The 11,686-nt window shown below is 64.9% G+C and carries 11 protein-coding genes; 7 read left to right on the plus strand and 4 right to left on the minus strand.

Features of this window, described 5'->3' with window-relative positions; genetic code table 11:
* The first annotated feature begins 12 nt into the window (after nt 1-12).
* Nucleotides 13-285, plus strand: a complete 273-nt coding sequence (locus tag DKM19_RS51595) for a hypothetical protein (protein WP_239514215.1) — start codon at nt 13-15, stop codon at nt 283-285.
* A 198-nt stretch (nt 286-483) separates the two neighbouring features.
* On the opposite strand, the gene DKM19_RS12730 is transcribed toward DKM19_RS51595, so the two are convergent.
* Nucleotides 484-1,707, minus strand: a complete 1,224-nt coding sequence (locus tag DKM19_RS12730; RefSeq protein WP_110695872.1) for a hypothetical protein — start codon at nt 1,705-1,707, stop codon at nt 484-486.
* Between the two features lie 585 nt (nt 1,708-2,292).
* Nucleotides 2,293-2,661, minus strand: a complete 369-nt coding sequence (locus DKM19_RS49405) for a hypothetical protein (RefSeq protein ID WP_162641454.1) — start codon at nt 2,659-2,661, stop codon at nt 2,293-2,295.
* Nucleotides 2,662-2,818: 157 nt separating this feature from the next.
* On the opposite strand from DKM19_RS49405, the gene DKM19_RS12740 reads away from it, so the two are divergent.
* Together DKM19_RS12740 and DKM19_RS12745 are read left to right on the plus strand one after the other, a co-directional pair.
* Nucleotides 2,819-5,215 (plus strand): ATP-binding protein, encoded by a 2,397-nt coding sequence (locus DKM19_RS12740; protein ID WP_110695874.1) that lies wholly within the window; start codon nt 2,819-2,821, stop codon nt 5,213-5,215.
* On the plus strand, nt 5,212-6,210 hold the full coding sequence (locus DKM19_RS12745; RefSeq protein ID WP_110695875.1) for an aminoglycoside phosphotransferase family protein: 999 nt from the start codon (nt 5,212-5,214) through the stop codon (nt 6,208-6,210). The genes DKM19_RS12740 and DKM19_RS12745 overlap by 4 nt, the downstream gene beginning before the upstream one ends.
* A 12-nt stretch (nt 6,211-6,222) precedes the next feature.
* On the opposite strand, the gene DKM19_RS12750 is transcribed toward DKM19_RS12745, so the two are convergent.
* Nucleotides 6,223-7,068, minus strand: a complete 846-nt coding sequence (locus DKM19_RS12750; protein ID WP_110695876.1) for a GntR family transcriptional regulator — start codon at nt 7,066-7,068, stop codon at nt 6,223-6,225.
* A 132-nt stretch (nt 7,069-7,200) separates the two neighbouring features.
* Between DKM19_RS12750 and DKM19_RS12755 the strand changes: the two genes are divergently transcribed.
* From DKM19_RS12755 to DKM19_RS12770, 4 genes are all read left to right on the plus strand, one after another.
* Entirely contained in the window at nt 7,201-7,683 is a 483-nt protein-coding gene (locus tag DKM19_RS12755) for an ATP-binding protein (RefSeq protein ID WP_110695877.1), read from the plus strand.
* Between the two features lie 250 nt (nt 7,684-7,933).
* Nucleotides 7,934-9,199, plus strand: coding sequence for an APC family permease (locus DKM19_RS12760; protein WP_369988746.1), 1,266 nt, complete (start codon nt 7,934-7,936; stop codon nt 9,197-9,199).
* A 341-nt stretch (nt 9,200-9,540) separates the two neighbouring features.
* On the plus strand, nt 9,541-10,065 hold the full coding sequence (locus tag DKM19_RS12765; RefSeq protein WP_239514216.1) for an SRPBCC family protein: 525 nt from the start codon (nt 9,541-9,543) through the stop codon (nt 10,063-10,065).
* 10 nt (nt 10,066-10,075) lie between these two features.
* Complete coding sequence (locus DKM19_RS12770) at nt 10,076-11,245, plus strand: zinc-dependent alcohol dehydrogenase (RefSeq protein WP_110695879.1); 1,170 nt, start codon at nt 10,076-10,078, stop codon at nt 11,243-11,245.
* A gap of 69 nt (nt 11,246-11,314) precedes the next feature.
* On the opposite strand, the gene DKM19_RS12775 is transcribed toward DKM19_RS12770, so the two are convergent.
* The gene (locus DKM19_RS12775; RefSeq protein WP_162641455.1) at nt 11,315-11,686 is read right to left on the minus strand and encodes a VC0807 family protein; all 372 of its coding nucleotides are present in this window, start codon (nt 11,684-11,686) and stop codon (nt 11,315-11,317) included.

An 11,686-nucleotide genomic window follows, 5' to 3' on the forward strand; every position in this document is an offset into this window, starting at 1 on the left:
AAGGTTCGCCGGGTGACTGTTCCGGCGGTTGGACGTGCGGTGACGTCCGTTGATCCGACCGTTGGGGGTGTGGTGGCAGAGCTTGTCCGTGTGCGCAGGTTGACCGACCAGGAGGGGCAGAAGCTGCAGCAGATCGTGCGCCGGGTACCGGTGATCGCGAAGCTGGTGCAGGCCGATGAGGACACCGTCCGTGATGTGATCCACCAGTTCAACGAGATCCGAACGCGCCCGCATCCGCAGCGAGAAGGGAATCCGCTGGGGCGGACGCCCTCTGTTGCAGCCTGACCAAGCCGGTGAACCTATGCGGTCAAAGTACGAGGTAGTCGCGTCACGAATTGAAGCGGCTCTTCGCAGTTGAGGGTGTAGCTGCGGGGCGTGCGGCGATCGCCGAACTGGGTCGATCCCGTCGAGGCATCCCCAGTGGGAGAGACTCACTTGTCCAGTCCAAACCGAGAGCCCATACGGCTGACGGGCGGCGCTCGCTCACTCCTCTTCGCCGCGTTCTTCGCGGGCAAGGGCGGCGCGGCTTGCCCAGACCCCCGCAACCCCCACGACCGCCACACCTGCTCCTATGGCCGCTTTGCGCCCCGCCTCTGCGGCCGCGTTCTTCAATTGCGTCGGGTCTCGGGTCGCGTCCCACCATCGTGTCGCCTCCAATGAATGTCGACCAGACTCGATTCCGAGCGGCCTGTGGAATTCAGCGACGGCGATGCCGACATGGTTGATCGAGCCCACCACAGCCCGATGCGCGGGCAAGTGCAGGAGCACATTCGAGTTGGTCGTGCCGGCAGCCGCATCCATGCGTGCCATCAGGTGCTCGATCTTCTGCAAGATGAGTTCCCGCCGCTTCTGCCGGTCATCCTTCAGCACGAGTCGATGCCCGTCCAGTTCGTCCGGAGACTTGTCCAGCACCCGCTCCAGTCGCAGCACGTCGAGCGCGTCTTGCAGTTCGAAGCAACGAGCCACAACGGTGAGTAACTCCTGAACCTTGGGCTCTGCTTTCTTGGTTATCTTGGCGAGATCACCGATCTTGGTCGTGCTCTCCACTCTCTCCGCGAGTGCGTCGAGTCGACCCAGCGCCCACCCCAGGGCGTCCGTGATCGTATGAGTCCTGCCCTGTACGGTCGACCACGTATCATCGTCGACCCGACACTTCCGTTCTAGAAAGGTCATGGCGGACTCGATGTCAAGGCCCGCTCCGAACACCTTCGCCAACTCAGCATCCTTCTGAGCGCGGAGCACGTCGTCGACCTTCTTGTCGATCGTCGCGAGATAGCTCTTGATCTCGCTCATTTCATGCTGCCTCGCGAGCTGCGCCATAATCCCCGCCGCACCGGCAAGAATCGCCGGATTGGTCAGGAGCGAGCCGGGCCCCTTCGCGATCTGGAGCCATGACTCGATTGAGCCCGGTTTCCCCACCATCGCATAGTTGACGCCCGGCGTCTTGCTTTCCATCAGCCCGAACTTCCTGACAAGATGCGCGGACTCCTTGGTCATCTTCAGCCAGCAACCTGAGTTGGCGGCAATTTCAGAACCCGCCTGTGCGACTCCAGCCCCGGCATGGAGGAGAGGTCCGAGCCTTTGCAATCCGAGGTCCCTCGACAACGACAACAGTCCCTCTGAGGCGAGGAAGTGCTCGACATCCGTCGGGTTCCCGATGACCGCAAGTCCATCGCCGTCACTGATCAGCTGAATCTCGTTATCCATCGCCCGCTCCTGTAGTGACTCCTCGCAGTTGAGGGTGGTTGGGGTGAGCGGCGCAAGAGCCTCCATCATCGGAAGACGTCGACCTCTACCCGGCCACCAACGCGCGCACTGCGGCTACACCCTCAACTGCGAAGAGCCGTTGAAGCCCAACACCTGCCATACGTTCGAACCCTCGGCCTCTTCGACCAGATCGCGGAGCTTTGCCAGTCGCCAGGCAGCTCCATCACCACACCCCTAACGGTCGGATCAATGGACGTCACCGCACATACAATCGACGGAACAGTCAACCCGGCGAACCTTCCCGGTCAAAGCACTAGCGGGGCTCTGGGGCGTCTCAAAGCGTGGTTGCTTTATGATCACCGATCGCAGATGCGAGGCCCTGCGGATCTTTAGCATCCGGATTCCTTCAATATGGGCGGCCCTCGTCCGGCATCGTCTCTCCTCAAAACGAACGTATGCGAATCGTATAAGGATGATTACGGAGAGACATTGCAATGTGGAAAATGGGGCGCTCAGTGGCTGGCGGGAGCGGGCGTGGTCGCGCTGCGGTGGGTCGGCGTTCCGGCCGGCCGTCGTGGTCGCGGTCTAGTGTTCCAGGCCTCCGGCCTGCTCGGGCGTGATGGTTGCGGTCCCTTTTTTATGCCGACCGGAACACCGACCCACCTCCGCGCCTTTCTGCTCCGCCGTACGGAGCGCGGGCCGTAGCCGCTCTGTTTCGGGCCGCCCCGGATGCGTCCTGATGCTGAAGCCTCCGTGCGAGCCGGCTAAGGGTTGATCGCCGTTGCTGAAGCGACCCAGCGGAAAGGAGCGCATGGTCAGGCGCAGCGGGCGTACGACCCACGCGGTCTCGTTCTCTGTCAGGTTCAGCGTGCCTATCTGGGACACCGTCGACAGCTTCTCTGGCGGATCCGAGGTCAGTTGCCATGCCAGCGAAAGCGTCGGCAACTCCGGCATGCTGCTTTGATCGAGCCTGCGGTAATCGCCAGAACCTTATGCTCCGAGATATCGGAAATCTGTTGACCGCAGGCGATCTCTCTGGATTTGATGGTTGGGAACTATCTGAAGATGCTTCCCAAGCTCCTTCTATTTCCTTCGTGTCGAGAGAGGTCGAATGCCCCTCGAACCCCGGTTTCGCCGGGTTGCGGCATTGCATCGCCGTTTTGTAAATCGTGAGACCGTTTTTGAGGCGTTTGAGGAAGAGCTCTCCCAAGTCGGTTACGGGCCCAGGATCTTCAACATCACGGGCGTCGGCGGGATCGGTAAATCACGGTTGTTGCGCGAGTTCGGTGAGCGGATCAAGAAGACCCATCGGGTGGTGGCGCTGGACCTGCAGGTGCCCGCTCATCGCCAGCAGGAGGACGCGCTGGCCGTACTGCGTGGGCAGTTCGGCGAACAGGGGGCGCGATTCGATCGATATGACATCGCCTACGCGGTGCTGTGGCAGCGACTTCATCCGCATCTCGGGCTCACCGGAAACGGACTGCCGTTCATCGAGCACAGCGAGGTCCTGAGCGAAGTGCTTGACAGCGCCGCGGGTGTGCCGGTCTTCGGCACCGCAGTCGGGCTGCTCAAGCTCCTGGACAGGGGCAATGCCACCCGTAAGCGCCGCCGTCACCTGCGGGATGACGAGACTCTGCGGCAGTTGGATGCGCTTTCCGGCGCAGAACTGGTGGATGCCGTCACGTTCCTGTTTGCCGAAGATCTGCGTGCCTGCAGTGATGACAGGCCGTACGTCGTGCTGATCGACGCCTATGAAGCGCTTAGCCGTACCGCCGTCGATGATGTCTGGCTACGGGATCTGGCCGCACAGCTCGATCGTGGGTTGACTGTGGTGGCGAGCCGGGAACCGCTGGGTTGGGAGGCCTACGACGTCGATTGGTGGCAGGTCGTCCGCCACGCGCCGATTGAGGGGCTTTCGATGGCGGCGCGACTGGAGTTGCTCGCCGACAGTGGGGTCACCGATGCCTCCCAGCGGCAGGTGATCGCTCAGGCGAGTGTCGGCCTGCCGTTCTACCTGCATTTGGCGACCGACAGTCAGGCCAGCGGCAACGTGGTCTCCCAAGGTGAAATCGCCCAGCGTTTCCTGCAACATGTCGGGGCGGAGGAGAAGCGCTATCTGCAATTGCTGAGCGTGACCCGGACCTTCGATTACGGCCTGTTCCAGGGGTTGGCGGTGGCTTTCCAACTGCCCGGCGGCCGGTTGGCCTGGGAGGGGGTGACAGGCTATTCCTTCGTTTATCCGGCGGGCGATGGGTGCTTTCAACTGCATCGGCTCATGGCAGACATGCTGTGCGCACGACTCTCGCCCGACATGGCCCAGGACGCTCACCGAGCTCTGTACGCTCTCTGGAGCGAGCGGGCCACGGACGCAGTGGGCATCCGTGAAGCGGTGTTCCACGGCCTGAATGCGTGCATGCTCCGTGACGATGAACTACTCGCCTATGCCGACCGGATGACCGCGTACGGCGGGACCCAAGGTATCGCGGGAGTGATCTCCGATCTGCGCGCCCACCTGGACGATGGCGGCGACTCTGCGCTGGAGGATATCGCGGCCTGTCTGGCGGCTGAGGCGGCCGTCCTGCTCGGTGATTCCGAGCAGATCAATGCGTTGACCCCGGATAGCGAGTGGAAACTGGGCAGTGAGGCTGGGGCGCGGCTCGCCGTGGCAGCCGCTCATGGGCGTCGCATCTCTGGGCAGACCGTCGGAGCGCTGCGCATTTATACCGACGTACTGACCGTCCACGGTGGTGCGGCGCGACGCCCCGCCGGTCTGTGGGCCGCTGACCTGCACATGGCTCAGGGCCGTTTCCGGCAAGCTTTCGATCTGGCCGGAGAGGTCACGCGGGAGTGCCCTCCAGATGACGGGGTGCTTCTCGGAGATCTGGCACGGCTGCTCCATCTGGCGCTGCGGTTCTCCTATGACTTCACCGACGCGGATCGTCATATGGAAGAGGCTGCCCGGCACTACCGGGAGGCAGGGACGATCGTCGGTGAAGCGCTGATCACAACTAATCGAGCGGAGTTGCTGGCCTGGACTGACCCATTCGCCGCTATCGCTGTCGCGTATGAGGCCATTGAGGCCAATACCGACCTTGGGGCGATGCACGAGGTCGGCAAGGCTTACAGCGCGCTGAGTCAGGCGCTGCTGGTGCTCGGCCGTCTCGGAGAAGCTTCCATCGCGTTGGATTCGGCTTGCGTCGCTTTGGAGAAGGCCCGATATCGCTCAGGCCGAGCGCGAGCCGAATTGCTCCGGGCATGCCTGCACGTCCGTAGTGAGCAGCCTGAACTGGCTGCGGTTTCGGTCCGCTGGGCTGTCGATGAGCTCTTGGCCGTCGAGGTTTATCCGACGTTGATCGTTGTCGCTGACGGGTTGCTGGAGGTCATTGACCGGCCCGATGAGAGGGTGAGCGAGGCCGCTCGGCAGGCTTGGGCGGCGATTGAGCCGATCGACTCACGCAGTGCGCTGGAGACTCGTATGACATATCACTTGCGGAGGCTGCTGGGATGACGATCGATCTCTATCGAGCCGCGCTCACCGACTCCGGGGCCAGCGGTTTTTATAACAAGAACGTGCGGATCGATGGTCCGTCCGGGCCGGTGATCGTGCGTATTCCCTTGCACGGCGCGGACAACGTCGATCTGCGGATCTGGCCCGAGCACGAGGTCCTGACCGCGATCGCCCCCTACGTGACTTATGCTCCCAGGCTTTTGCAGGTCTCCGAGTCGCCTGCCTATCAGGTGCACGAGTTCATCTCCGGCGATGTTCTGGACGACATTGCGCCACGAGGACAACGCGTTCCTGAAGTTGTCCTGACCCAGGTCGTTGAGCTGTTCACCCAACTTGTGGCGGTGCCCCGGAAAAGCCTGCCCGGCCTACCGGAGGCCTGGCCCGAGGACGGGGACACCGGTGCTTTCGCGCGTGTGCTGTCGGACACCACACAGGGCGTCTACGACATGTTCAACGAGGAGTTCGGGCAGTTGTTCTCGGACCTCGGAATTCCTGAAGACCCACTGGCCCTCGCGCGTGATGGGTGGTCCTCCCTGGCCTCGCGTCCATTTCACCTGGTTCATTCGGATGTCCACCGCAAAAATATGATTTTCAGCTCGGATCGTGTGACTTTCCTCGATTGGGAACTCGCCCTGTGGGGTGATCCGCTCTATGAGCTTGCCGTGCACTTTCACAAAATGGGCTATCGGGACGATGAGCGCGACGCCGTACTCGCTCGGTGGGTGAGGGAGATGGCCCCGGAGTGCACGCTTGGCTGGGAGCGTGATCTGAATACCTATCTCGCCCATGAGCGGGCGAAATCGGCCATCGTCGACACTGTCCGCTACACCCAGCTCGTCACCGGAGGGAAGCTCCTCGATGAGGAGGAACATGAGCTGATCGACAAGCTCACGGCCAAGCACGTGGCGGCGGCTTCGGTCTGGGGTCTGTCTGGGTCGGCCGACTATGAGCATGTCGAGAGAGCTATACGGCGATTTTCAAATCGGCCTGATTGACGTGGCTGTTTCTCATATCTCCGTTTCCCGGCTGATTGTGGTCCACATGCTGTTGAACCATGCCCGAGCCTGAGCGACGTACTGCGAGGCCGTGGAGGACGGATCGTCGGTGAGTGCGTAATGGAACAACACGGAGTCCTTACCCATGACGTCGTACAGTTCTTTTCGCTCGCCGTTCAGGCGGGCCGTGTGCTTGACGACCGGGTAAAAGCCGAAGAATGCCTGCTCATGGTTGATCAGGTAGAGCTTGAAGGATGGCATGGCCGCGTAGGTGCGTATCTGCACCGAAGCGTTCTTCACCAAGCCGAGGTCGGCCAGTTCGTGCACTCCGTCGGCGATGGCCTGTGTGCTGCGCAACATGATCCGGAGGGCTCGTTCCCTGACGCCGGAATCATCGGTGAGATCTTCGGCCAGGCAGGGCAGGAGCATGGGCTGCTCCAGATCCGGGAGAAGAATCCGGATGGTGATCGAGTCAGGAGTGAGCCGTCCGATTCGGACCTTGTCCAGTGGTTCCTGGAGTATTCCGGCGAGCGTCTCACCGGAGAAGCCGGCGAAATCGATGGAGACACTCGTATCGTCGAAGGCGCGCTCCAGATGTGGGCGCAGTTCGACTGGGAGTTCGGTGCGTTCTCGCACGAACACGCCGCTTCCCTGCCGCGAGGAGACCAGCCCTTCGTCGCGGAGGAGGCGAATGGCCTGTTGGACGGTCATTCGTGCCACGCCGTACGTCTTCGCCAGTTCGGTTCCGGAGGGAAGTTTCTCTCCAGGCTCGAACTTCTTGGTAAGGATCGCAGCCCGGAGCGCATTCGCCACCTGCTTGTACGGCGGGCGCGGGTCGTCGGGATCCAGACTCACCATGGGTGAAGCTTAAGTTATCTAGGCTGCCTAGACCGGATTTTGCGATTTCCTTGACACTTCCATTACTGAGAGTAACAGTAAAGGTTGCCTAGATGGCTAGGCAGATTAGGTAAGTAAGCGGAGGTGGCTGAAATGACCTGCAGCGAGAACCTGTGCTCCGTCCTGTCTACGGGGCATGTGGCCCCGGCATTGATCGAGGCGATGGTTGGGCTCCGTCCCAGTGGGATGACCTACCGGCGGACCTTTGCCGGTCGTCCGGATCAGATCCCTCGGGCTCGCTGTTTCATCAGGTTTCTCCTGGAGGACTCGCCCTGCCGAGATGACGCCGAGCAGATCGTCGCCGAGCTTGCGGCCAACGCTGTCGCCCACACGAGCAGCGGGCAGGCCCACGGAACCTTCATCGTCGAGCTGACCCGCAAGGTCGCGGTCATCCGGGTCACCGTCTACGACTGCGGCTGGGGCGGCATCCCCAGGTTCAACCGCTGCCGGGAGGCGGACCCGCTCGCCGAGCGCGGCAGGGGACTGGCAGCGGTCGCGGCACTGGCCTCCAAAGTCGGTTGTCGTGGCACGCAGGCGGTAGGTCACGCGGTGTGGGCCGAACTCTCCCAGACTTGATCGTCATATGTGCCCTGGCCAAAGTGACAGCTGGGTGAGCTCGGGGAAGAGGCTCTCGGCGAGCTTCCGGACCCTGCGGTGCGCCTCCTCCAGTTCGCCGGCGAACTCCACGCCCGGTTCGTCCAGCTGCGGCTTCGCGATGGCGATCGTACGGACCGCCCAGTCGCCGGGCCCAGGCGGTGCCCGCGCACCGGGGCCCGTTAGGGTGACCCGGTATCGAGTTCCGGTCTGTCTGAGGTGCGGGGGCGCTGTGGCGGGGACGTCTGCCGGAACCGGGCAGCCGGGGTTGGAGCGCCGCCTGGGGCTGGCGGACGCGGTGGTGATCGGCCTGGGGTCGATGATCGGCGCCGGGGTCTTCTCGGCGCTCGCCCCGGCCGCGGCGGCGGCCGGATCAGGGCTGCTGCTGGGCCTGGGTCTCGCGGCGGTGGTGGCCTACTGCAACGCCACCTCCTCGGCCCGGCTGGCGGCGCGCTATCCCGCCTCCGGCGGCACCTACGTCTACGGCCGGGAACGGCTGGGTCCCTTCTGGGGCTACCTGGCCGGCTGGAGTTTCGTGGTGGGCAAGATCGCGTCCTGCGCGGCGATGGCCCTGACCGTGGGCGCCTACGTGTGGCCGGGACACCAGCGGGAGGTGGCCGCGGCCGCGGTGGTGGCCCTGACCGCGTTGAACTACACCGGAGTGCGGAAAGCCGCGTGGCTGACCCGCACGATCGTCGCGGTGGTGCTCCTCGTACTGGCCGCCGTGGTGGTGGTGAGCCTGCTCAGCGGGCAGGCGCGGGCGGCACGGCTGGACATCGCCTCCGACGCGGGCGTGGGCGGCGTTTTGCAGGCCGCGGGCCTGCTGTTCTTCGCCTTCGCCGGCTACGCCCGCATCGCCACCCTGGGTGAGGAGGTGCGCGACCCCGCCCGGACCATTCCCCGCGCGATCCCCATCGCCCTCGGCGTCACCCTGGTCGTCTACGCGGCGGTGGCGATCACCGCCCTGGCCGTCCTGGGGCCGCAACGGCTGGGCGAAACGGTTGCACCACTGGCCGAGGCGGTCGGGGTCGCGGGCGTGCCGGCTCTCGTCCCCGTCGTCCGCGCCGGCGCCGCGATCGCCGCCCTCGGGTCGTTGCTGGCGCTGATCCTCGGCGTCTCCCGCACCACCCTGGCCATGGCCAGAGATCATTACCTGCCGCCCGCCCTGGCCGCCGTGCACCCGCGTTTCAAGGTGCCGCACCGGGCCGAGCTCGCCGTCGGCGCCGTCGTCGCCGTGCTCGTACTGGTCGGTGACCTGCGCGGTGCCATCGGGTTCTCTTCCTTCGGCGTGCTGGTCTACTACGCCATCGCCAACGCCTCCGCCTGGACTCTTTCTCCCGGCGAAGGCCGCCCGCCCCGGGCCGTTCCCATCCTGGGTCTTGTCGGCTGTGTGGCCCTGGCGTTCAGCCTGCCGTCGGTCGCGGTGCTCTCGGGCACGGCCGTTCTGGCGGTCGGCGCCGTTCTGTACGGGGCCCGGCATCTGCTGGGCGGCCGATGATCTCGGTAACCGTCCAGGCTCGATGTGCGGTGTGGGCCGAGCCGCCTTCGCTCTGATCGACGTCCGGAGTGCCATCGTCCGTGGCGGGCCGCGCCCGAAAGATAAACCGCGCGGCGCGGTGTTCCCGGAGTATTCCAAACAATTCGGACAATCAGCGTTATCGGAGGTCAGCGGGGTACTGCCTGTGATTACTCAGCAGGTTCGCCGTCGGCTGGGATGTGACGATCACCAGGGTGGACGGCGTCCGTGGACGTCGGCGTGTCGCCGCCGTCACGGACGCCGACCTGTACACCGCGGTACGCGCGAACCGGAGCCGCGGGAACAGAAGGATGGAGCATCCGATGGACCTTCATGCCGCCATAACGATCAATCGCCCCCGCGAGGAGGTGTACCGCTACTGGCGCGACGTCGAGAACCTTCCCCGCTTCATGACGCACCTGGAGTCGGTGGAGACGACCGGCGACGGGCGCTCGCACTGGAAGGCGAAGGGGCCCCTGAAGAGGACCGTCGAGTGGGAGGCGGAGATCGTCGAGGACAACCCCGGCGAGCTGATCTCCTGGCGTTCCCTGAAGGGCGCCCTCGTCGGCAACAGGGGTTTTGTGCATTTCTCCGACGCTCCCGGCGGGCGCGGCACGGAGGTGCGGGTGAAGCTCATCTACGACCTGCCGGGCGGCAAGGTCGGCACGGCCGGCATGGCCCTCGCCAGGCTGCTGGGCGAGCATCCCGAGCAGCAGGTGCGAGACGACCTGCGCCGGTTCAAGCAGGTCATGGAGACCGGCGAGGTGGTTCGCTCCGAGGGCAGCCCGGAGGGCACCCTCACGTCGCGCCAGGTCAGGCAGCGTCCCGCCCAGCCCGCGATGCGGTAAGGAGAATCACATGAAGGCCAACTGCTGGATGGGCCGGAACACCGTCGAGGTCCATGAGGTTCCCGATCCCAGGATCCTGAACTCCCGCGACGCCATCGTCCGCGTCACCTCGACCGCGATCTGCGGCTCCGACCTGCACCTGTACGACGGCTACATCCCGACCATGAAGAAGGGCGACATCCTCGGCCACGAGTTCATGGGCGAGGTGGTGGAGGTGGGCCCGAAGGTGTCGACCCTGCGGGTCGGCGACCGGGTGGTCGTCCCCTTCCCGATCGCCTGCGGCAACTGCGTCGCCTGTGCGCACGGCCTGTACTCGGTGTGTGAGAACTCCAATCCCAACGCGGGTCTGGCGGAGAAGCTCATGGGCCATTCCCCCGCGGGCATCTTCGGTTACTCCCACATGCTCGGCGGCTACCCGGGGGGCCAGGCGGAGTACGCGCGCGTGCCGTTCGCGGACGTGGGGCCGATCAAGATCGAGAATGGCCTGAGGGACGAGCAGGTGCTGTTCCTGTCCGACATCCTGCCCACCGGCTGGATGGGCGCGGAGATGTGCGACATCAAGCCCGGGGACGTCATCGCCGTATGGGGAGCCGGGCCCGTCGGCCAGTTCGCGATCGCCAGCGCCTTCCTGATGGGGGCCGAGAAGGTCATCTCCATCGACCGCTTCCCGTACCGGCTGAAGCGGGCCGAGCGGGCGGGCGCGCAGACGCTCAACTACGAGGAGGTCGACGTCCTCGACGCGCTACGGGACATCACCGCCGGGCGGGGCCCGGACGGGTGCATCGACGCCGTGGGCATGGAGGCCCACCACCCCGCCGGCGTCGTGCACGCCTACGACCGGGTCAAGCAGGCGACCCGGATGGAGACCGAGCGGCCGCACGCCCTGCGCGAGGCGATCATGTCCTGCCGCAACGGCGGGACCGTCTCCGTGGTCGGTGTCTACGGCGGCCTGCTCGACAAGTTTCCGATGGGCTCGCTGATGAACCGGTCACTGACGCTGAGAGGCGGCCAGTGCCACGTGCAGCGGTATCTGAAGCCCCTGCTGAAGAAGATCCGCAACGGCGACATCGATCCCAGCTCCGTCGTCAGCCATCGCATGCGGCTGGAGGACGCTCCGCGCGCTTACGAGATGTTCAAGAACAAGGAGAACGAATGCAACAAGATCGTTCTCACTCCCTAGCGGGGCTCTGCCGGGCGGTCGGCTCGCGGTGGCGTGCTCGATCCACCGGCTGATCTCGCTGGGCCGCGCTCACGGGATGCCGACCGTCTTCGGGCCGGAGGGGAGTCGCCGCGCCGCCTGCTCGCCGCGCCTGCCGTACCAGGAGCTCCACAGGGCGAGCAGCCCGATGGTCCCTGTCAGGAGGATCGATGACAGGCCGACCATGACATCGGTCGGCAGCAGGTAGATCAGCGGGATGCGGATGGCCGACTCGGCCAGGAGGGTGATGCCCCACACCAGGGTCATCACCAGGTAGACGCGGCGGAAGGCCAGCTCCGCGGCGTACAGGGCCTCCCAGCGTCGTACGGTGTCCGCGTTCTCGGCGCCGAAGAGCTTGGCCACGGCGAAGGCGGCGGGACGGCCGAGGGCGCAGGTGCCCAGGAACACGACGCCCCGGGGCAA

It is taken from the genome of Streptosporangium sp. 'caverna', from assembly GCF_003203775.1.
Classification (GTDB): Bacteria; Actinomycetota; Actinomycetes; order Streptosporangiales; family Streptosporangiaceae; genus Streptosporangium; species Streptosporangium subroseum.

Excerpts from the sequence above, each read along its gene's own strand:
- DKM19_RS12730 (WP_110695872.1), bottom strand. The coding sequence starts at position 1,707 with ATGGATAACGAGATTCAGCTGATCAGTGACGGCGATGGACTTGCGGTC.
- DKM19_RS49405 (WP_162641454.1), bottom strand. The coding sequence starts at position 2,661 with ATGCCGGAGTTGCCGACGCTTTCGCTGGCATGGCAACTGACCTCGGAT.
- DKM19_RS12740 (WP_110695874.1), top strand. The coding sequence starts at position 2,819 with ATGCCCCTCGAACCCCGGTTTCGCCGGGTTGCGGCATTGCATCGCCGT.
- DKM19_RS12745 (WP_110695875.1), top strand. The coding sequence starts at position 5,212 with ATGACGATCGATCTCTATCGAGCCGCGCTCACCGACTCCGGGGCCAGC.
- DKM19_RS12750 (WP_110695876.1), bottom strand. The coding sequence starts at position 7,068 with ATGGTGAGTCTGGATCCCGACGACCCGCGCCCGCCGTACAAGCAGGTG.
- DKM19_RS12755 (WP_110695877.1), top strand. The coding sequence starts at position 7,201 with ATGACCTGCAGCGAGAACCTGTGCTCCGTCCTGTCTACGGGGCATGTG.
- DKM19_RS12765 (WP_239514216.1), top strand. The coding sequence starts at position 9,541 with ATGGACCTTCATGCCGCCATAACGATCAATCGCCCCCGCGAGGAGGTG.
- DKM19_RS12770 (WP_110695879.1), top strand. The coding sequence starts at position 10,076 with ATGAAGGCCAACTGCTGGATGGGCCGGAACACCGTCGAGGTCCATGAG.